This window comes from Bacteroides sp. ET71 (genome assembly GCF_023336905.1).
Classification (GTDB): domain Bacteria; phylum Bacteroidota; class Bacteroidia; order Bacteroidales; family Bacteroidaceae; genus Bacteroides.
Map to the genome: position 1 here is coordinate 23,256 of NZ_JAMBLS010000022.1, position 20,578 is coordinate 43,833.

The window sequence follows — 20,578 nt, forward strand, 5'->3', positions numbered from 1 at the left end:
GGTAGAGTTATTGCACGCGCATCCCGATGCGCTCCCAGCGGTAGCCGCTGAAGAGCGGGGTGCCTTGTTCTTTCGACAACCAGATGCGGGCCGCCCGGCCGATGACGTGGTCTTGCGGCACGAAGCCGAAGAGGCGCGAGTCGGACAGGTTGGCGTCGTTGTTGGCTGCGACCCAGTAATAGTCTTGGCTGAAAGAGCACGAGTCTGCCGGTTGGCCGTCCACGTAGAGGGTGTCACCCTTGATGTAGGCGTCGCGCCCCTCGTGCAGCAGCAGGGTGTTGCACAGCAGCGTGCGGTTCCAGGGGCGGACGCGCACGCCGTGTCCGCGTCCGGGGATGACGAGCGGGTAGAGCTTCGTGTCCGTGCCGGTCTGCGGCGTCAGTTGCAGGTCGGTGTCGGTGGCCTGTTCCAGCAGGTAGCGTTCGTAGCGGCTGAAGCCCCGGATGTGGCGTGCCGAATCGCTGCCCAGCAGGGGCGAACGGATGTCGAGCACAGCCAGTAGCGAGTCTATCTGGCCTTCCAACTCCAGCGGATAGGCGAAGAGGAACTTCTGGTCGGGGGCAAGCCTTTCGGACGATACGGCATTGAACAGCGAGTCGACCAGCAGCGTGTCGCCCGGCGTGCCGATGCACCGCCCGATGAAGGCTTCGCGGCGGCTGATGAGCGGTTGGCGGAGATTGCCCGGGTTGTTGAAGACGATGATGTCTTCCCGTTCGACAGGGCGGGAGGCCCAGCGTTGATAGCCCCACCACTGCATGAAGGGCAGGCGCAGCCCGTAGCTCCATTTGTTCACCACGATGCGCTCGCCCTGGTAGAGCGAGTTCTCCATGCCGGTCGAGGGGATGAGGTAGGAAGTGACCACGCACGTGCGCAGCAGTGCTCCGACAAGCACCGCCGCGGCCAGGGCTATCAGTGTCTTCCGTACCCGTTTCATGCTTAGTTGTTGTCTACCCACTTAAACAGGCGGTCCCAGCGTATCTTTCCGTCGAACCAGTCGCGGTCTTTGTCCAGCGAGAGCCATACCACCAGCGGCTTGCCCACCACGTGGTCTTCGGGCACGAAGCCCCAGTAGCGCGAGTCGAGCGAGTTGTGGCGGTTGTCGCCCATCATCCAGTAGTAGTCCATCTGGAACGTATAGGTGTCCGTTTTCTGGCCGTTGATGTAGATGCCGTCGGCGCGTTGCTCCAGCGTGTTGCCTTCGTAGGCTTCGATGCAGCGGCGGTAGATGGGCAGGTTGTCTTCGGTCAGGCGGATGGAGGCGCCTTTGGCGGGAATCCACACGGGGCCGTAGTCGTCGCGCGTCCACCGGGTGTAGAGGTTCAGCGGATAGACGTCGCCCCCGTAGGCGGCCGGTTCGCGCACGATGCGGGCAACGAGGCGTTTGTTGCCTGCCAGCGTGTCATACATCTTCTGCGTCAGAGGCAGGTGGTAGACCGGTGCGGGTCGTCCCTGCGTGTCGGTGGCGTCGAGGCCCATCGAGACCAGTACGGCCAGGCTTTCCGCGTCGTTGGCCGGGAAGAGCCATTGGTCGTCCTTGCTGATGCCCAGTTCGCGGAAGATGGTCTCGGGGATGAGCGGCCCGGTGGTCTGCACGAAGTAGTTGAATTGCAGGTTCTCCGGATTGGGGACGGCGTTGCCGTTCAGGTACAGTTGCCCGTCGATGATTTGCAGCGTGTCGCCCGGCAGGCCCGTGCAGCGCTTCACGTAGTTCTCCCGTCGGTCGACAGGGCGCACTACGATGTCGCCATACATCTGCGGGTTGTCCAGCACGTACTTGCGCCCGCCTTCGTAGTAGAGGTCATAGATGGCGCGTTGCTGCGTGCGCGTCAGGCTGTCCATCTGCACGGGGTTGGGGTAGAGGCGCCGGCCTTCGCGGTAACAGAGCGAGTAGAAGTCCTCCATCTGGTGGTTCAGCGCCACGGTATCGCCGGCAGGGAAGTTGAACACTACGATGTCGTTCAGCTTCACCCGTCCGAAGCCCGGTACGCGCTTGTAGTCCCAGTGCGGCCAGTCCAGGTAGGACTTGCAGTTGAGCAGCGGGAGCGTGTGTTGCGTCAGGGGCATGGACAGCGGTGTCTGGGGCACGCGCGGGCCGTAGCTCAGCTTGCTGACGTAGAGGAAGTCGCCCACCAGCAGTGACTTTTCGAGCGAGGACGACGGTATCTGGTAGTTCTGGAACCAGTATAGGTTGACGAAGTAGACGGCCACCAGGGCGAAGACGATGGCGTCTACCCAGCTCATGACGCTGCGCACGGCTGCGTTCTTCGACCGTTTCCAGAATCCCCAGGGGATGAACTTCGTGATGTAGGCGTCGAAGATGAAGGGCAGGACGATGAGTCCCCACCAGCTACGAATCCAGATGAGGAAGAGGAGGTAGAGCAGGGTGACGACGGTGAACTTTATCCACGCGCTCTTGCGGCGTGTCTTGGGGCGGTCGAGTTTAGGATTGTTGGTGAATTCCATGCGTTTTTCTTATGTGTCGTTATTCTTTCAGAAAGGGGAAGAGGTCTTCCATGGTCAACATACCCGTGTGCTGCGCGGTGTATTCGGCGGCCAGCACGGCTCCCAGGGCAAAGCCGCTGCGGTTTTTGGCATCGTGGGTGATGGTGATGCTGTCGGCGGCCGAGTCGTAGCGGATGCTGTGTATGCCCGGCACTTCGTCGCGGCGTACGGAGCTGACGGGCAGCTCGTCGGGGGCGCACTGCGTGGTGCCGCTCAGCGTGCCGTCGGGCGCCGTCAGGGTGCCTTTCACCCAGCGCGTCTTGCGGTCGAGGTTCTGCACGATGCTTTCGGCCAGGGTGATGGCGGTGCCGCTCGGTGCGTCCAGCTTGTGGATGTGGTGCGTCTCTTCCATCGCCACGTCGTATTCGGGGAATTGGTTCATGATGCGTGCCAGGTACTTGTTGACGGCCGAAAAGATGGCCACGCCCAGGCTGAAGTTGGACGACCAGAACAGTGTCTTCCCTTCGTCCGTGCAGAGGCGGCGCACCTCGTCGCCGTGTTCGTCGAGCCATCCTGTACTGCCCGACACTACCTTGACTCCGGCGCGGAAGGCCCGGAGGTAGTTGCCGTAAGCGGCGCGGGGGTTGGTGAACTCTATGGCGACGTCGGCGCTGCGAAAGGCGTCCGACTCAAAGTCTTGCTGGTTGTCCAGGTCGATGATGCTGACGATTTCGTGTCCACGGCTGCGGGCGATGCGTTCTATCTCTTTGCCCATCTTGCCGTAGCCTATCAATGCTATTTTCATTGTCTGTCGGTTGTTTATAGGTTGTTTAACTATACAGTATGTCGCAAAGATAATGCTTTTCTCACCATGCGGGGCAAGTTTTCTCATTTTTTAACCGCCCGCCGCCTGCCTGGAGCGTTCGGGCGGGGGTGCGGCGGGCGGTTGCTCCGTGTCCGGACGGGGCGTGCTCCGTGTCCGGCAGAGGCGCGGCTCTTGTCCGGCGTGGGCAAAGATACGTCGTTCTCCGCTCGTCGTACGTTAACGTTAGGTTATCGTTAGGTTAACGTGCCGGCCGTGAGCGATGAGTGAGCCTCCGTCGACTAAAATACGGCGTAAAAGTTTGCAATCCGCATTATTTCTCTTACCTTTGGCAACGATAAACCGATTGGATGCCATGGAACAACTGCTGCATTACGTTTGGCGACACCGCATCTACCCGTTGCAGCCTTTGCGGACGACGGGCGGCGAGGCGCTGGAGGTCATTGACCCCGGTCTGCCCAATTGCCATGCAGGGCCCGACTTCTTTAACGCCAAGGTGAAGATTGGCGGGACGCTGTGGGCGGGAGATGTCGAGGTGCACGACCGTGCTTCGGACTGGCTGCGCCACGGGCACGACCGCGACCGGGCTTACGACCGCGTGGTGCTGCACGTGGTGGGGGAGGCCGACTGCGACGTGTGCCGCACGGACGGTGAGCCCATCCCGCAACTGCTTTTGCCTTGTCCCGACAGTGTGCGCCGTCGTTACGACGAGTTGTGCCTGTCCGATGCTTGTCCGCCCTGCCGCCGGTTGCTGTCGGAGCTGCCGCTCCTGAAGGTGCACAGTTGGCTGGCTTCGTTGCAGACCGAGCGCCTCCGGCAGAAGGCGCAGGCCGTCGGCGAGCGTCTGAAGCGTTGCGACAGCCGTTGGGAAGATGCTTTCTTTGTGACCCTGGCCCGCAACTTCGGTTTCGGCCTGAACAGCGATGCCTTCGAGGCGTGGGCCTTGCGCCTGCCGTTCCGTGCCGTGGACAAGCACCGCGACAGCCTCTTCCAAGTGGAAGCCCTCTTTTTCGGCACGGCGGGGCTGCTGGACGAAACGTCCGCTGACGACTACGCCCGCTCTTTGTGCCGCGAATATGCCTATCTGAGCCGCAAGTTCAGCCTGTCCGAACCGTTGCCGCGCGAGCAATGGCGTTTCCTGCGCCTGCGTCCCGCCGGTTTCCCGCACGTGCGGCTGGCACAGTTGGCCAGTATTTATCATCGGGAACAGAGCCTGCTCTCGCGCGTGCTGGAAGCAGAACAGCCCGATGCGGTGAGAAGCCTGTTCAACGTCCGTCTGGCAGACTATTGGACGGTGCATTACAGTTTCGGCAAGCCCTCTGCCCGCCGGACGGGCAGCCTGAGCCGGGCGACGCTGGATTTGCTGGTGCTGAACACGGTGGTTCCCTTCTTCTACGCCTATGGGCTGTATCGGGCGGACGATGCCTTGTGCGACCGGGCTTTGCGCTTCCTCGAAACGTTGCAGCCCGAAAACAACCGCATCATTCGGAGCTGGGCCGAAGCGGGACTGGCCGTGCAGTCGGCTGCCGACTCGCAGGCCGTGCTGCAGTTGCAAAAGGAGTATTGTGACAAGCGCGACTGCCTGCGCTGCCGCTTCGGCTACGAATACCTGAAGCTGGGCTGACTGCCTGCTGTCGGAAGAAACTTTTTATGAATCAATGGATATGAACGAACTCTTAAGCATCGTAAGCCACTTTCATCCGCAAGGGACGGTGAGCGATATCCGCCCCTTGGGGACGGGCTTGATAAACGACACCTATCGGGTGACGACGGGCGAGCCCGACGCGCCCGACTATGTGCTGCAACGCATCAACCATCGCGTCTTCCGCGACGTGGACGGGCTGCAGCGGAACATCGAAGCCGTAACGAACCACATCCGCCGCAAGCTCGAGGCGCGTGGCGAGAAAGACGTCGACCGCAAGGTGCTGCGCTTCCTGTCCACGGACGAAGGGAAAACGTATTGGCACGACGGCACGTCCTACTGGCGACTGTCGGTCTTCATTCCCCGCACGCGGACGCTCGACGTGGTGAGCCTTCATTCTGCCTACGCCACAGGCCAGACATTCGGCAGGTTCGAAGCTATGCTGGTCGACCTGCCCGACCCCCTCGTGGAAACCATCCCCGACTTCCACAACATGGAGCTGCGCCTCCGCCAACTGCACCAGGCCGTCGAGGCCGACGCGGCCGGACGGGTGAAGGAGGTCGGACGATACTTGGACGAGATAGAGCAGCGCGCCGACCGGATGTGTCTGGCCGAACGCCTGCACCGCGAGGGAGCGTTGCCCAAACGCATCTGTCACTGCGACACGAAGGTGAACAACATCTTGTTCGACCAGGAGGGAGACGCGCTTTGTGTCATCGACCTGGACACGGTGATGCCGTCGTTCGTCTTCTCCGACTACGGCGACTTCCTGCGCACGGCGGCCAATACCGCTGCCGAAGACGAACGGGACCTGGACCGCGTGGACTTCAATCTGGACATCTTCTACTCCTTTACCCAAGGCTACCTGGACTCGGCGACTCTCTTCTTACAGCCCGTGGAAATCGAGAACCTGCCCTATGGGGTAGCCCTTTTTCCTTACATGCAATGCGTGCGCTTCCTGACGGACTATCTCAACGGGGATACGTACTACAAGACGGACTATCCCGGGCATAACCTGGTGCGCACAGCTACCCAGTTCAGGCTGCTGGAGCGTGTGGAGGCCAACCAAGAGAAAATGCGCGCTTTTATCGACCGATATATGAAGTAAATTAGTTGTGAACATCATGAACGAACTGACCATCAAGAGAGTGAGCGCGGCCCATCTGCCCGTCGAGGCCATCCCCGCGCTGTTAGACCAAGAGAAGATAGATTTCCAGCCCGTAGCTACGGTCAACTGGGAGGAGTTCCCGTACCGGCCTTCCGTGCAGTTCCGCCTGGCGCACACGGATGATTCGCTGTTGCTGCACTTCCAGGTGCGCGAAGCCTCTGTCCGGGCCACGGCGCCTGCCGACAACGGGCGGGTGTGGGAAGATTCCTGCGTGGAGTTCTTCTCCGTCCCTGCCGGCGACGGCGTGTACTATAATCTGGAGTGTAACTGTGCCGGTACACTGCTGGTGGGGGCCGGTGCTGCCCGCGAGGGACGTCAACGGGCACCGCAGGCCGTATTGGACCGCGTGCAGCGTTGGGCCAGCCTGGGGCGTGAACCTTTTGCCGAACGCATCGGCGCGTGCAATTGGGAAGTGGCGCTCATCATTCCTGCATCCACCTTCTTCTTGCACGAGCTGGGTTCATTCGCGGGGCGCGACATCCGTGCCAACTTCTATAAGTGCGGAGACTTGTTGCAGACGCCCCACTTCCTGTCGTGGAACCCCATCGACCTGCCTAAGCCCGACTTCCATTGCCCGCAGTTCTTCGGGCTGCTGCACCTGGAGTGAAGGGTCACCGTGACCCCTGGCGACGAGTCACCGTTACCCTTGACGAAGGGTGTCTGTGCCCCCTGACGACGGGTCACAGCGGGTACAAAAAGAAGAGGCTATGCCACTGTCGGCATAGCCTCTTCTTTGGAATAATCATCTTGGCTTACTTCACAATGCCTTTCGAGTTCTTGATGAAGTCTACGATGTTGTGGATTTCATCGCTCATCGGAATCTGGTCTTGAATCTTCAGCACCGCGTCTTGTATGCTGAAGTTGCCTTGATACACCAGCCGGTAAGTGTTTACAATGTGGCGCAACACACGTTCCGTCACCTGGCTCTTGTGCTGCAGCACGACAGCGTTGATACCGTGGTACTGCACCGGATTCCCGGCCATGATGACGTAAGGCGGCACGTCTTTCGAGATGCGGCAGCCAGATTGTATCAGCACCCAACTGCCGATGTGACAGTGTTGCTGCACAATGACGTTGCTGCTCAAGATGGTGCAGTCGTCCACCTGGCTCTCGCCGGCCACCATGCTGCGGATGCCCAGCACGCAGTGGTTGCCTATCTGGACATCGTGGCACAAGTGCGTGCCGTCCATCAGGAAGTTACCGTTTCCGATGCGTGTTCCGCCTTCGGCGTATGTGGCACGTGCCACAACCACGTTCTCGCGGATGTCGTTCTCGTCACCAATAAGCAACAGGCTGTCTTCTCCCTCATAGTGGAAGTCTTGAGGCACGCTGGCCAGCACGGCTCCGTGGTGTACGGTGTTTTTCCGTCCCATGCGGGTACCGTTCAGGATGTGCGCGCCCGACATGATGATACAGTCGTCGCCGATTTCTACATCGCCTTCAATATAGGCGAAAGGTTGTACTGTTACGTTCTTGCCGAGCTTTGCGGCAGGATCAACGTATGCTAAAGGACTAATCATGATATTGAAAGGTTAAAGTTATTCTCTTCCTCCGCCCAATGCTTGATACAGGTTGATGACGGCCTGCATCTGGTCGAACGTATCAGCTACCTCGGACAATTGGGCGCTGAGATAGCTTTGCTGGGCCGACAGCACCTCCAGGTAAGTTGACGTGCCTAAGTTAAACAATTCCCGTGTATCTTCCGCAGCTTTGCGGGCAGAATTTACTTGCAGGGTACGCATTTCGGTTTTTTGGCTTGTATTCTGGTACAAGGCAAGGGCGTTGCTCACCTCGTTGCCGGCATTCAGCAGAGCCGTTTGGAAACTGATTTTGGCTTGTTCCTCAAGAGCACGTGCTTGGCGCAGGCGGGCGATGTTCGTCCCCCGGTAGAACAGCGGTTGCGTCAGCGAACCGATGACCGAAGCCAGCAGCTTGCCCGGGTTGACGATGGCCGAACCGGCACTGTTGGTCCATCCGGCCGAACCACTTAGGGTTATTTGCGGATAGAAAGCGGCGCGGGCGCTGTTGGTGTTATAGTAGCATGCTGCCAGCGACATTTCTGCGGCCTGCACGTCCGGACGATTGGAAAGAAGCTGCAGCGATATTCCGGCCGAAAATTCGGTGGGCAGTTGCTGGTCTTCCAGCACGCCACGCTCGACATGTTGTGCAGGCTGGTTCAGTATCAGGCAGAACGAGTTTTCCGTTTCTGTGATGCTCTGGCGCAGGTCGGACAGCGAGGCAACCACCTGTGCGTAAGCACTGCGGCTCTGCTCAATGGCGGCACTGGTCACGTTGCCATACTCGTTCATCGCAATCATGGTCTCCAGATTGTCTTTCAGCACATCGGCAGTTTGTTCCGTGATGCTCAGTTGGCGGTCCAGCATGAGCAATGTGTAGTAAATGTACGCCGTGTTGGCGATGAGCTGCGTCTGCACGGCCTGTTGCTGGTACTTGGCTTGTCTCAGCGACACTTGTGCATTTCGTTTCGGATTCAGAATTTGGCCGAATAAATCGATTTGCCAGCTCGCGGTGACAGGAAGCGAGTAAGTCTGTGAAGCCTTCCCTTTGTCCCAACTGCTGATGGTGCCTTGCGGCGAAAGTGCCAGTTGCGGCAGGTAGGCCAGGCGGGCAGACATGAGCGCAGCTTGGGCTTGCTCTACATTAAGTGCGGCACTGCGCAGGTCGGCATTATTGTCCAGAGCTTGCTCTATATAGTTTTGTAACTGCGGGTCAGTAAAGACTTCCCGCCAAGGCAGGTTCCCGAAATTGCTCGTGTCCGAGGCCAGCGTGTCGTTCACCAAAGCTGTGTCACGATACAGTCCCTCGGCCATGATATCTTCCGGCCTGTCGTATGCTTTATAGATATGACAACTGCTCAGCAGAGCCGTCGCACACATCAGGGTGATAATCTTTCCTTTCATATAATATAATTCTTTTTGATGAAGAACTTAAGGATGAAGAATGAAGAGCGGAGCTTGGGCAAAGCTTTTATTGGGCTTTCCGGCAACGGTTCTTCATTCTTCATGGAGTTATTATTTGCTGTATTGTTCTATCTCAGCTTCGGCATCCGAGTTGTCTACGTCGTCCCATTCCATTGGCTTGAACTTCTCTTGCAAGTATTGGAAGGCTACGAACAAGGCCGGTACAATAAAGATTTGCAGTATCATACCGATTAACATACCACCGATGGCCGAAGTTCCCAGTGTACGGTAGCCATTGGCACCGGCACCGCTGGCGAACATCAACGGCAACAAACCGATGACCATAGCCAGTGATGTCATCAAGATAGGACGCAGACGGGCACCTGCACCAAGCACGGCGGCCCACGTGATACTCATACCCATCTTGCGGCGGTCGAGAGCGAACTCTACGATAAGGATGGCGTTCTTGGCCAACAGGCCCATCAACATGATCAAGGCAATCTGCATGTAGATGTTGTTAGACATGGTTCCTATGATCATTTGCAAAGCAGGTATGCCTCCGATGAGGCTGGCACCGTTTACGAAGATGAAGCTACCCATCAGACCGAACGGCACGGACAGCAATACGGCCAACGGCAGGATGTAACTTTCGTACTGGGCACTCAGCAACAGGTAGACGAAGACGAAGCAAAGCAGGAATATTAATCCTGTGGTACTGCCGCTCGTCTCGGCTTCTTCACGTGCCATACCGCCCAATTCGTAACCGAAACCGGCTGGCAGATTCTGTTCGGCTACCTCGGTAATGGCCTGCAATGCCTGACCGGAAGTATAACCTGTGGCCGGAGCTACCATCACTTTCATGGATGTGTAAAGGTTGAAACGGTTGATTACATCCGGGCCGTACACCTTGGTCAACTTCACGAACTGGCTGACAGGTGCCATCTCGCCGTCTTCGTTGCGTACTTTGATGCTTTCCAGTGACTCCAAGTCTTTCGTTGCGTCACGTTCACCCTGAATCATGACACGATACATCTTACCGAAACTGTTGAAGTTGGACGCATACAAACCGCCGTAGTATCCCTGCATCACGCTCAGGATGCTGCTGGGGCTGATGCCGGCGCGCTTACAAGCGGCTGCGTCGATATCCAACTGGTATTGCGGGAAGTTCGGGTTGAAGTTAGTAGCAGCCGAAGTAATCTCCGGACGTTCCTCCAAGGCAGCCATGTAATCCTGTACCACCGAATAGAAGCGGTCCAAGCTGCCGCCCGTCTTATCCTGCATGTTCAACTCAATGTCTGTGGATACTGAGTAACCCGGAATCATAGGCGGAGCGAAGAACAGAACTTGTGCTTCTTTAATAATCTTCTGTGCACGCATGAACAAGGTAGCGTAGACGATGGTAGAGTTCTGCATGGTCGAACGTTCTTCCCATGGCTTCAGTTTGATGATGATAGAGCCGTAGCCGGGACCCTGACCGCCGATGAAGCTGTAACCCGAGATGACGGTGCGTGATGCCACAGCGGGCTCGGCAGCTACCAGGCTATCTACACGGGCCAGAATCTTCTGGGCGCGTTCCTGCGAGGTGCCGGGAGGCAGTGTGACTGCACCCATGATAGTACCCGTGTCTTCATTGGGCACCATGCCTGTCGGGGTGATTTGCATGAATACCACCAGCAAGACGATGGAGCCTACCACCATGCCGGCGCTCAGCCAACGCTTCTGGATGAACTTCAGCACTTGTTTCTTGTACTTGCCCAAGATGGAGTCGTAGTCTGAATTGAACGTCTGCTTGAACTTGTCTGTGGTCATGCCGGCTACGGCCAAGACGCTGATGACAATGAAGATGGGGCAGAGTATCGGGTGCTCACTGAAGCTGAACAGACCGAATATCATGCCTATGATGGCCACGACAGTGAAGAGGATGGTGAGCTTCGGCTTCATGAATTTGCCGAGGCCTTGCGCGTAGCGCTGTATCCAAATCTTGCGGGCTTCTTTGGTAGCGGTGCCGATGCGTTCTTTCAACGGTGCATTATGTCCGTCGGCATTGTGGGGCTTCAAGAAGATGGCGCACAATGCGGGACTTAGTGTCAAGGCGTTGACAGCCGAGAAGAAGATGGCGATGGCCATGGTCAGACCGAACTGCTGGTAGAACGTACCGGCCGTGCCGCCCATGAAGCTCACGGGGATGAACACGGACATCATGACCAGCGTAATGGATACCAGGGCGCCGCCCAGTTCGTGCATGGCGTCGATGGCTGCCAGACGGGCCGACTTGTAGCCTTGGTCCAGCTTGGCATGGACGCCTTCGACGACGACTATGGCGTCATCGACGACGATGGCGATGGCGAGCACCATGGCCGAGAGTGTCAGCAGGTTGATACTGAAACCGATAATCTTCAGTACGAAGAATGTGGCAATCAAGGCCACGGGAATAGCGATGGCCGGAATCAGCGTAGAGCGCATGTCCTGAAGGAAGATGTACACTACGATGAATACCAGTATGAAGGCCTCAATCAATGTCTTCACTACTTCGTGAATGGAGGCGAAGAGGAAGTCGTTGGCGCTCTGGGCGATGTTGACTCCGATGCCGGCAGGCATGTTCTTTTTCATGTCATCCAGCACCTTTTCCAAGTTTTGGATTGTTTCCGTAGCGTTGGTACCAGCCATCTGGAACACGATACAACTGACACCCTTGTGACCGTCCACGGTGGCGTCGAAGCCATAGGTGTTACGTCCCAGTTCGATGTCGGCCACGTCTTTCAGGCGCAGCAGTTCTCCGTCGGGCAGTGACTTGATGACGATGTTCTCAAATTCTTCGGTCGTTTGCAGACGTCCGCGGTAGCGGATGGTGTACTGGAAGGTCTGGTTGCTGCGTTCGCCGAACTGTCCCGGTGCGGCCTCGATGTTTTGTTCGGCCAGCACACTGCTGATGTCCGAGGGAATCAGACCGTATTGTGCCATCACGTCCGGCTTCAGCCAGATACGCATGGAGTAGTCGGCACCCATCACGAAGGCATCGCCCACGCCGGACACACGCTTGATTTCGGGGATGATGTTGATGTTGGCGTAGTTCTCGATGAACTCGATGTTGTACTTGTCCTCCATGTCGTAGATGGTGAAGATCATCAGCATGGACGACTGACGCTTACGGGTGGTCACACCGATTTGCGTTACTTCCTGTGGCAGCAGACCTTCGGCGGCGGTCACACGGTTTTGCACGTTCACCTGTGCCATGTCCGGGTCCGTACCCTGGTTGAAATAGACGGTAATGGTGGCCGAGCCGTTGTTGGAGGCGTCGGAGGTCATGTACATCATGTTTTCTACACCGTTGATTTGGTCTTCCAACGGCGAGACGACCGCGTTCAGCACGGTCTGGGCATTGGCGCCCGTATAGGTGGCGCTCACACTGATGGTAGGTGGCGCGATGTCCGGGTACTGGGTGACGGGCAACGTGGCCAGGCCGATGAAGCCCAGGATGACCAACAGGATGGAGATTACTGTTGACAGTACCGGACGGTTTATAAATCTAGCTAAGTTCATACGTTACTTATATTTTTTTATGGACAAGTTGGCAGTTAACAAGGCTATGGGGCGGGAATCTGTTCCCTTGCCGCCTTGTGGGCTTGTTGACTTGTCTGCTTGTTCCCTTGTCAACTTATTGTTTATTGGAATGCGGTTTGTATGTTTCCGTTCTTCTGGTCTTCCAAAGCTTTCTGGTAGGCAGCTTCTTTTTCGGCAGGAGTGATGGGGGTGATGGCCTGTCCGTCGTTCAGTGCCTGTACGCCTTCTATCACCACTTTGTCGCCGGCCTTCAGTCCGCCTGTCACGTAATAGTTCTGTCCGTCGTTCAGGCTATACACCTGGATTTCGGTGTTCTTCACCGTGTTGTCGGGCTGTACGACAAAGACGAATTTCTTGTCCTGGATTTCCGTAGTAGCCGATTGCGGAATGAGGATGATGTCTGTCAGCAGGTTCGGGAAGATGACTTTGCCCGTGGAGTTGCTGCGCAGCACGTTGTGTGTGTTGGGGAACATGGCGCGCATGCTGACCGAACCCGTGGTGGGTTCGATGACGCCGCTGATGGTTTCCACGCGTCCACTGTCGGGATAGATGGTGCCGTCGATAAGGCTCAGGTTGAGCTTGGGCAGTTTGGCCAGGATTTCTTCCATCGAGCCGCCTTCGCGAATCATGGTGAGCAACTGGCGTTCGGTCATGGAGAAGTAGGCGTACATCTCGGAGATGTCGGACACGGTGGTCATCGGGGTGGACATCGAGGCGCTTACGAGGCTTCCTACACGGTAAGGGATTTGCCCTACCACGCCGTCGCTGGGGCTGGTCACTTCGGTATATTCCAGGTTGCGCACAGCGTTAGTCAGGTTTGCTTGAGCCTGAGCTAGCGAGGCTTTGGCTTGTGCCAATTGATTCTCAGAGGTGCTCAGTTGGTAATCGCTGACGATGCCTTTTTTGTTCAGTTCGCGGTTGTTCACCGTAGTCAGCTCTTGGGTTTGCAGGGCGGCTTTGGCTGTTTCGACAGCGGCTTTGGCTGTTTCGACAGCGGCTTTGTACTGCACTTGGTCGATGGTGAACAAGACTTGCCCTTTCTTCACGACGGAGCCTTCGTCTACGTGCAGTTTCGTGATGAATCCGCTGACCATCGGTCTGATTTCGACGTCTTGCTTGCCCCTGATGGTGGCCGGGTAGCTGTTTGTCAGGTGGGCAGTGGTGGCCTGTGTGGTAATCACTGCGTACTCGGGTGCTTTCGCTTCACCGTTGTTGCCGTTTTTGCAACTGCTCAGCAGTGCCAGGCAACAAGCCAGTAATACTAATCTACTCTTCATAATCATTTTTTGTTCGCTATAATCTGATATAATTCACACTTTTGGCTTTTTCCCGTCGTACGGGAAGCGTATGACGAAATAAGAAAACTGATTTCGCTATTTCAGTTTTCGGCCGCAAATTTAGGCTTTTCTTCTTATATAAGTGATGGGTTCCCCTTCTTTTTTAACTATGTTTTGAAAGAGAAAAGATTCTTTTTCGGATAAACTCCTTTGGGAACATTTTGTAAGCATTTGTTTGACAAAAGATTGTAAATGCCCCGAAAGGACGTTGCTTTTTGTCCGTGCGGAGTGTGCTTCTTGTCCGGCGGAGGCACGTTTCCGGTGCGGAAGAAGGAAAGAAAGCGCTCTTGGGTTAAAATTACGTAATTCCGTGTCCCTTATTGCGCGATTAGCTTTATTTTTGCACTTTGTTGAATGGTTATGTTACGAATGAGCAAGAGAACGAAACTTTTCTTTCGCCGTGGGGCGGGATTATTGCTGGCAGCGGGCATCTTGTACTCGTGTGCCAGCGTGGGACGCATTGAAGGAGGGCCTATTGACGAAGACCCGCCCGTTTTTGTGCGCAGCACACCGCAGCCGGGCGGATTGAACTATGACCGCAGGCGGGTGACCATTGAGTTTGACGAATACATCAAGCTGGAGAACGCCAGCGAGAAAGTGGTGATTTCGCCTCCGCAGGTACAGCAACCTGACATCAAGACGCGCGGCAAGAAAGTGGTGATTAACCTGCAAGACACGCTCAAACCGGACATGACATACACCATCGACTTCTCCGACGCTATCGAGGACAACAACGAGAGCAATCCGCTCTACGATTTCGCCTTTACCTTCGCCACCGGCGAGCGCCTCGACTCGATGGTCGTCTCGGGCACCCTGCTCAATGCCTCCAACCTCGAGCCGGTGAAAGGCATGCTGGTAGGCCTGCACGCCAACCTGGAAGACTCGGCTTTCACTGCCTTGCCCTTTGACCGCGTGGGGCGAACCGACAGCCGGGGCCGTTTTTCCATCCGTGGCATTGCGCCCGGACGCTACCGCATCTATGGCTTGCAGGACGCCGACCAGAACTACTTCTTCTCGCAACCGTCGGAAAACATCGCTTTCAACGATTCACTGGTCATACCCACCAGCGAACCCCGCGTAGCGCAGGACACGATGTGGATAGACACGCTGACCTATGACACCATTATCCCACGTGCCTACACACACTATCTGCCGGACGACCTCCTTCTGTTCGCCTTCAAGGAACACACCACCCGCGCCCAGCGCTTGGCCAAGGCAGAACGTTCCGTCATGCACAAATTCACCCTGTGCTTTACCGCACCGGCCGACACCCTGCCCTTGCTCGAGGGCCTGAATTTCGATGCCACGGACGCCTTCATCATTGAAAAGCCTACCGGCCGCATCGACACGTTGGACTATTGGATAAAAGACTCGCTCATCTACCAGCAGGACACGCTGAAGATGCGCCTCTCCTATCTCTACACCGACACCCTGAACCAATTGGTGCCCCGCACCGATACGCTGGCCCTTGTGTCGAAAGTCAAGCCCAAGAGCGAAGAAGAAAAAGCCAAGGAACGCGAGAAGAAAGAAAAAGAGCGGAAGAAACGCCGCAAGAAAGGCGACGAACCCGAACCGCCCGACACCGAGTTCCTGTCAATGGAAGTCTACGCTCCCTCGGCTATGGACATCTATGACTACCTGACACTGACCTTCACCGAACCCGTGGCCAGCATAGACACGACCGCCATACACCTCCGGCAGAAGGTCGATACGTTGTGGACAGACATCCCCTTCGAGCTGCAACAAGACACGGCCGACATCAAACTCTACAACATCTTTGCCGACTGGACGCCCGGCGAAAGCTATGCCTTCGAGGTCGACTCTACCGCCATACACGGACTCTACGGCCTCTTCACCGACAAAGTGAAAAAAGAATTCAAGGCCAAGAAACTGGAAGACTACGGACAGATATTCTTCGACGTTGTCGGAGCCGATTCCGCATCTTTTGTCGAGCTGCTTGACGCACAAGACAAAGTCCTGCGCACCGTGCCTCTCACCCAAGGGCGGGCCGACTTCTATTACCTCAATCCCGGGAAATACTGTGCCCGCCTCATTGAAGACACCAATCACAACGGACAGTGGGACACGGGCGACTATGCACGCAAGCTGCAACCCGAGTCTGTCTACTATTACTGGCAAGTGATAGAAGTGAAAGCTAATTTCGACTTGACGCAAAGCTGGGATATCAAGGACCGGCCTCGCGATAAACAAAAACCTGACGAACTGAAAAAACAAAAACCGGATGAAGACAAACGAAACAAAAACCGGAACAACCGTAGCAGCTCGGGCAACAGTGGCCGGGGCTATAGCTATTAGTGAGAGAATGGGCAAACGCATAGGCGCTGTCCTCCTGATGATGCTCTTGACGGCCTGGGTTGCCACAACCGAGGCGCAAGCTCAGTGCACGGCCAAAAACACAGCCTTTTTGCCCGGCGAACACATTTCCTACGATTTGATGTTCAACTGGAAATTTATCTGGATAAAAGTAGGATATGCCGAACTGACCACCGACTCCACCGAGTATCAAGGAAAGCCCGGATACTGCTTCCGGCTGAAGTCGCACACCAGCAAGCGCGCCGACTTCTTCTTCAAGATGCGCGACACGCTGACCTGCCATGTCACCGACCGCCTGGAACCGCTCTACTTCTGCAAAGCCGCCGAAGAGGGCAAACGCCACACTCGGGACGAAGCCTGGTTCTCGTACAAAGACGGGACATCCTATGTCAAGCAGCGTCGCACCTGGTATAAACCCGCCGACCGCGAAACGCAAGAAATGGAATACAGTGACAGCCTTTGCATTTTCGACATGCTCAGCATCTTGGGACAAGCTCGCTCCTGGCGTGCCGAAGACTACCAGGTGGGCGACAAGATACATTTCCCCATGGCCACCGGCCGCCGTGTGGAACAGCAGACACTTATTTACCGGGGTGTTGAAGACGTAGAGGCCAAAGATGGACACACGTATCGCTGCCTCGTCTTCTCCTTTGTGGAATACGACGAGAAAGGCAAGGAAAACGAAATCATCACTTTCTTCATCTCCGACGATGACAACCATCTGCCCATCCGTCTGGACATGTATCTCAGCTTCGGTTCGGCCAAGGCATTCTTTACGGGCGTCACCGGCAACCGCTATCCCCTGACTTCGTTGGTGAAATAAAGCCGCGCGACAGTCGGCTGCATGGACACGAAGATGCCTTCCCCTCCTGCGCTACGGCAGCGTGAAGGGAAGCGCATCGCCTTTTCGGAATACGCTGGATTCGAACACAGCAATCAATTCTCCCCGTTGGTTGGTGATGTCCACCTGGTAACAGCCCGTCGTACGCCCTACGTAGCGTTCGCGGGCTTCGGCACAGAGCGTGTCTCCTACGCCGCTGGTGCGCAAAAAATGGATATGCGACGAAAGCGACAGAGCCAACTCCCCGTATGAGTTGGCCGCTGCCGCCAATGCCAAGTCTGCCAGTGTGAAGAGCACTCCGCCTTGCGTACATCCTCCCGCATTGAGATGCTCGGCGGTAATGGTGATGTGCGCTTTGGCATACCCCCTTTTTACCTCCAGCAGTTCGATACCTATCCGGCCGGCGAAGTGGTCTCCCTTGAAAAATTCTTGTGGAGTCATGAACCTACTTGTTCAGTTTCCATTCCGTACGTTCTTTTCCATCCTTTATCTCGAAGCCCAGGGCAGTCAGCTCGTTGCGGATTTTGTCGCTGGTAGCCCAATCCTTGGTGGCCTTGGCCTTGGCACGTTCTTCCAGCAACATGTCCACCACGTGACCGAAAGCCTCTTCGCGGGCAGCGTTAGACGTATTGTCAGCCTGCAAGCCCAGGATGTCGAAGGCAAAGAGGTGGAAAGTGTCCTTCAGTTCCTGCAAATCTTCTGCGCTGATGGTATCGTTGCCGGCGGCGATGTTGTTCACCATCTTAGCCGCGTCAAACAAGTGGGCGATGACGATGGGCGAGTTGAGGTCGTCGTTCATGGCCTCGTAACACTTGGCTGCCAGCGTGTGCACATCTACCGACGAAGTGGCCGACGGCTTCAGGTTGTCCAGCTCATGGATGGCATCCATCAGGCGGGCCAGTCCCTTTTCGGCGGCTTGCAATGCCTCGTTGCTGAAGTCCACCGTGCTGCGGTAGTGCGCCTGGAGGATGAAGAAGCGGATGGTCATGGGCGTGTAGGCCTGTGTCAGCTTCTCGTGCTGCCCGGTGAAGAACTGCTCCAGCGTGATGAAGTTGCCCAATGACTTGCCCATCTTCTGTCCGTTGATGGTAATCATGTTGTTGTGCATCCAGTAGTGTACCATGTCGTCGCCCTGCGAGGCCACGGCCTGTGCAATCTCACATTCGTGGTGCGGGAATACGAGGTCCATGCCTCCGCCGTGTATGTCGAAGTGCGCGCCCAGATACTTGCGCCCCATGGCCGTACATTCACAATGCCAGCCCGGAAAACCGTCGCTCCAGGGCGAAGGCCAGCGCATGATGTGCTCAGGTTGTGCTTTCTTCCACAAGGCAAAGTCGGCAGGATTGTGTTTCTCTTCCTGGCCGTCCAGCTCGCGTGTGGTGTTCAATACGTCTTCCAGGTTGCGGCCGGACAATTTGCCGTAGTGATGCTCCTTATTATACTTGGCTACATCAAAATAGACGGAACCCTCGCTTTCGTAGGCATAGCCGTTTTTCAGAATCTCCTTCACCAGTTCGATTTGCTCGATGATGTGTCCGCTGGCCTGTGGCTCGATGCTGGGTGGCAGGACATTCAGCGCACGCATGGCGTCATGATAGCGGTTGGCATAGTATTGTGCCACCTCCATCGGCTCCAACTGTTCCAGCCGTGCCTTTTTGGCAATCTTGTCCTCGCCCTCGTCGGCATCGTGTTCCAGGTGTCCCACGTCGGTGATGTTGCGCACATAGCGCACCTGGTAGCCCAGATGCTTCAGGTAGCGGAACAGCAGGTCGAACGTGATGGCAGGACGTGCATGTCCCAGGTGCGGGTCACCATAGACGGTAGGTCCGCAGACATACATCCCCACGTGGGGGGCGTGCAAGGGTTTGAAAACTTCTTTCTGCCGGTGCAGGGTATTGTAGATGAGTAAAGGTTGTTCCATATCGTTTTGTGTTTTTTATCCTTCATCAGTGCTGCCGAAAAGCAGTAGCGCGCAAATATACGTATTATTCAGAAATATCTTTTACTTCGGTCTCCATTTTCTTGTGTGGATTCTCCGGAAAAACATGATTCTGGTTGATACTTCCTGTCATCCCGAGCGCAGTCGAGGGACCTCACTACGCGCCTGGAAAGTATTAGGGAGATGTTTCGACTGCGCTTCGCTTGCTCAACATGACAAAGAGAGCGATTTCTGGACAGGCTCTAAGTTGGAAACGTAGGAGATTCAAGTGCAAAGGAACCTTCTTTTCTTGCCGAACACGATTTCCTAAATGCCGTCAGACATACAGAAAACGGTTTGGAACAGTCGCGGTTATGGGGCGGAGACAACTATGCCAAGCAAAAGGTTATGTGAATGAACAATTCGTATCCGACAATCGTATCGTAACGGCCAACGCTACCGGCTACCCGAAAGCAGTTATGTCGTTTGTAGATAAATATTACTCCCCTCACCGCCATTCACCGAAATCCTACCAAATTCCTACCAAAGTCGTACCAAAGTCGTTCCAAGTTCGTCTCCTTAGAAACGAACAAAATACGAATTTGGAACGACTTTGCAAGCAATAAGTATTGGGATATTTTACTGTTGCCGGTCAGTCTGGTTCTGCCTGTGTATTCTTTCGTTTTTCTCCTGTCAAGGCATGAATCTGTATTTCGGGTAATGCAAACCGGGATATGGATACCACTGTTTTTGCCCGGAAAGCCTATCTTTGCCGTGTCATCGGGGGGATTCGTGCAAGCCTCCTGTTGGAAAGAACTTTAACGTAACATCAGAAAGAATGAAACCTTACATTGTTTGCCACATGATGCAATCTGTCGACGGGCGCATCGCCTGCGACATGGTCGACAAAATCAGCGGGGATGAGTATTACACGGCCCTGGATAGTTTGAACTGCCCCACCATCGTCGAAGGGAAGGTGACCCTTCAACTGCACGTCACCGGCTTTGCTCCCTACACGCCGGCCGATGCTACGCCCGTGGGTCGGGAAGAAATACACGTCGCCTGCCGGGCGGACGGCTATGCCGTCTCGGTCGATTCGGCGGGCACCCTTTTGTGGACGGCCGAGAATTGCCGGGAGGAGAGGCCTCGCCTCTGCCTCGTCAGCGAACGTGCCCCGCGCGAGTATCTGACCCGCTTGCGTGCGCTTGGCCTGTCATACATTGCCACCGGCAAAGAGCAGGTGGACCTGCGCCGTGCCGTAGAGATTCTGGCGGAACACTTCGGCGTGAAGCGCATGGCCGTGGTGGGAGGCGGAAAACTGAATGGAGGATTCCTGGATGCAGGCCTGCTGGACGAAATCAGTGTGATGACGGCTCCCGGCATAGATGGGCGGTCGGGACAGCCTGCGCTTTTTGACGGAAGGGCGGACGGTGATGCCTTCCTGCCCCTCCGGCTGACGTATCAGAGTTGCCGAGTGTTGGACAACGGGGTGATTTGGACCCGATATACGTTGCCCGATGCCGGCGGTGCGGAAAAGATGGGATAAGGAGTACGGGCAGCGAAACAGGCTTTGCCGCCTTCGTCGCGTCTC

General features: G+C 56.1%; 15 protein-coding genes. 6 read left to right on the plus strand and 9 right to left on the minus strand.

The window, feature by feature from the left end:
• Positions 1-7: 7 nt before the first annotated feature.
• From lepB to dapB, 3 genes are read right to left on the minus strand one after another with little or no spacing between them, the layout of a single operon-like run.
• Complete coding sequence (gene lepB, locus M3090_RS11175) at positions 8-934, minus strand: signal peptidase I (RefSeq protein ID WP_249056275.1); 927 nt, start codon at positions 932-934, stop codon at positions 8-10.
• Positions 935-936: 2 nt separating this feature from the next.
• The gene (locus tag M3090_RS11180) at positions 937-2,463 is read right to left on the minus strand and encodes a S26 family signal peptidase (RefSeq protein WP_249056277.1); all 1,527 of its coding nucleotides are present in this window, start codon (positions 2,461-2,463) and stop codon (positions 937-939) included.
• A gap of 19 nt (positions 2,464-2,482) precedes the next feature.
• Positions 2,483-3,247 carry a 4-hydroxy-tetrahydrodipicolinate reductase gene (gene dapB / locus M3090_RS11185; protein ID WP_249056279.1) on the minus strand — a complete coding sequence of 255 codons (765 nt, stop codon included), beginning with the start codon at positions 3,245-3,247 and terminating at the stop codon, positions 2,483-2,485.
• A gap of 373 nt (positions 3,248-3,620) precedes the next feature.
• Here dapB and M3090_RS11190 point away from each other — a divergent pair, with 373 nt between their 5' ends.
• The 3 genes from M3090_RS11190 to M3090_RS11200 are packed head-to-tail and all read left to right on the plus strand — an operon-like array spanning position 3,621 to position 6,682.
• Positions 3,621-4,889 (plus strand): DUF2851 family protein, encoded by a 1,269-nt coding sequence (locus M3090_RS11190; protein ID WP_249056281.1) that lies wholly within the window; start codon positions 3,621-3,623, stop codon positions 4,887-4,889.
• A gap of 40 nt (positions 4,890-4,929) precedes the next feature.
• Positions 4,930-6,015, plus strand: a complete 1,086-nt coding sequence (locus M3090_RS11195; protein WP_249056283.1) for a phosphotransferase enzyme family protein — start codon at positions 4,930-4,932, stop codon at positions 6,013-6,015.
• Positions 6,016-6,031: 16 nt separating this feature from the next.
• Positions 6,032-6,682 (plus strand): carbohydrate-binding family 9-like protein, encoded by a 651-nt coding sequence (locus M3090_RS11200; RefSeq protein WP_249056285.1) that lies wholly within the window; start codon positions 6,032-6,034, stop codon positions 6,680-6,682.
• Between the two features lie 145 nt (positions 6,683-6,827).
• Here M3090_RS11200 and lpxA read toward each other — a convergent pair whose 3' ends face one another.
• The 4 genes from lpxA to M3090_RS11220 form a co-directional block, all read right to left on the minus strand.
• The gene (lpxA, locus tag M3090_RS11205) at positions 6,828-7,595 is read right to left on the minus strand and encodes an acyl-ACP--UDP-N-acetylglucosamine O-acyltransferase (RefSeq protein ID WP_249056287.1); all 768 of its coding nucleotides are present in this window, start codon (positions 7,593-7,595) and stop codon (positions 6,828-6,830) included.
• Positions 7,596-7,613: 18 nt separating this feature from the next.
• Positions 7,614-8,996, minus strand: coding sequence for a TolC family protein (locus tag M3090_RS11210; RefSeq protein WP_249056289.1), 1,383 nt, complete (start codon positions 8,994-8,996; stop codon positions 7,614-7,616).
• A gap of 111 nt (positions 8,997-9,107) precedes the next feature.
• Complete coding sequence (locus tag M3090_RS11215; protein WP_249056291.1) at positions 9,108-12,536, minus strand: efflux RND transporter permease subunit; 3,429 nt, start codon at positions 12,534-12,536, stop codon at positions 9,108-9,110.
• A 122-nt stretch (positions 12,537-12,658) separates the two neighbouring features.
• Positions 12,659-13,834 carry an efflux RND transporter periplasmic adaptor subunit gene (locus M3090_RS11220; protein ID WP_249056293.1) on the minus strand — a complete coding sequence of 392 codons (1,176 nt, stop codon included), beginning with the start codon at positions 13,832-13,834 and terminating at the stop codon, positions 12,659-12,661.
• 414 nt (positions 13,835-14,248) lie between these two features.
• Here M3090_RS11220 and M3090_RS11225 point away from each other — a divergent pair, with 414 nt between their 5' ends.
• Together M3090_RS11225 and M3090_RS11230 are read left to right on the plus strand one after the other, a co-directional pair.
• Complete coding sequence (locus tag M3090_RS11225; RefSeq protein ID WP_410553241.1) at positions 14,249-16,210, plus strand: Ig-like domain-containing protein; 1,962 nt, start codon at positions 14,249-14,251, stop codon at positions 16,208-16,210.
• Positions 16,137-17,051: a DUF3108 domain-containing protein gene (locus M3090_RS11230; RefSeq protein WP_410553242.1), complete on the plus strand. Its 915-nt coding sequence runs from the start codon at positions 16,137-16,139 to the stop codon at positions 17,049-17,051. Before M3090_RS11225 ends, M3090_RS11230 begins: the two co-directional genes overlap by 74 nt.
• 51 nt (positions 17,052-17,102) lie before the next feature.
• Here the strand turns inward: M3090_RS11230 and M3090_RS11235 are convergent, their stop codons facing one another.
• Positions 17,103-17,510: a hotdog fold thioesterase gene (locus tag M3090_RS11235; protein WP_249056298.1), complete on the minus strand. Its 408-nt coding sequence runs from the start codon at positions 17,508-17,510 to the stop codon at positions 17,103-17,105.
• A gap of 4 nt (positions 17,511-17,514) precedes the next feature.
• Positions 17,515-18,990, minus strand: a complete 1,476-nt coding sequence (gene cysS, locus M3090_RS11240) for a cysteine--tRNA ligase (RefSeq protein ID WP_249056300.1) — start codon at positions 18,988-18,990, stop codon at positions 17,515-17,517.
• A gap of 835 nt (positions 18,991-19,825) precedes the next feature.
• On the opposite strand from cysS, the gene M3090_RS11245 reads away from it, so the two are divergent.
• Complete coding sequence (locus tag M3090_RS11245) at positions 19,826-20,533, plus strand: dihydrofolate reductase family protein (protein ID WP_249056301.1); 708 nt, start codon at positions 19,826-19,828, stop codon at positions 20,531-20,533.
• Positions 20,534-20,578: the final 45 nt, after the last annotated feature.

Excerpts from the sequence above, each read along its gene's own strand:
- M3090_RS11230 (WP_410553242.1), top strand. The coding sequence starts at position 16,137 with ATGAAGACAAACGAAACAAAAACCGGAACAACCGTAGCAGCTCGGGCA.
- M3090_RS11220 (WP_249056293.1), bottom strand. The coding sequence starts at position 13,834 with ATGAAGAGTAGATTAGTATTACTGGCTTGTTGCCTGGCACTGCTGAGC.
- lpxA (WP_249056287.1), bottom strand. The coding sequence starts at position 7,595 with ATGATTAGTCCTTTAGCATACGTTGATCCTGCCGCAAAGCTCGGCAAG.
- M3090_RS11235 (WP_249056298.1), bottom strand. The coding sequence starts at position 17,510 with ATGACTCCACAAGAATTTTTCAAGGGAGACCACTTCGCCGGCCGGATA.
- lepB (WP_249056275.1), bottom strand. The coding sequence starts at position 934 with ATGAAACGGGTACGGAAGACACTGATAGCCCTGGCCGCGGCGGTGCTT.
- M3090_RS11195 (WP_249056283.1), top strand. The coding sequence starts at position 4,930 with ATGAACGAACTCTTAAGCATCGTAAGCCACTTTCATCCGCAAGGGACG.
- dapB (WP_249056279.1), bottom strand. The coding sequence starts at position 3,247 with ATGAAAATAGCATTGATAGGCTACGGCAAGATGGGCAAAGAGATAGAA.
- M3090_RS11210 (WP_249056289.1), bottom strand. The coding sequence starts at position 8,996 with ATGAAAGGAAAGATTATCACCCTGATGTGTGCGACGGCTCTGCTGAGC.
- M3090_RS11225 (WP_410553241.1), top strand. The coding sequence starts at position 14,249 with ATGGTTATGTTACGAATGAGCAAGAGAACGAAACTTTTCTTTCGCCGT.
- M3090_RS11245 (WP_249056301.1), top strand. The coding sequence starts at position 19,826 with ATGAAACCTTACATTGTTTGCCACATGATGCAATCTGTCGACGGGCGC.
- M3090_RS11180 (WP_249056277.1), bottom strand. The coding sequence starts at position 2,463 with ATGGAATTCACCAACAATCCTAAACTCGACCGCCCCAAGACACGCCGC.
- M3090_RS11215 (WP_249056291.1), bottom strand. The coding sequence starts at position 12,536 with ATGAACTTAGCTAGATTTATAAACCGTCCGGTACTGTCAACAGTAATC.
- M3090_RS11190 (WP_249056281.1), top strand. The coding sequence starts at position 3,621 with ATGGAACAACTGCTGCATTACGTTTGGCGACACCGCATCTACCCGTTG.
- cysS (WP_249056300.1), bottom strand. The coding sequence starts at position 18,990 with ATGGAACAACCTTTACTCATCTACAATACCCTGCACCGGCAGAAAGAA.
- M3090_RS11200 (WP_249056285.1), top strand. The coding sequence starts at position 6,032 with ATGAACGAACTGACCATCAAGAGAGTGAGCGCGGCCCATCTGCCCGTC.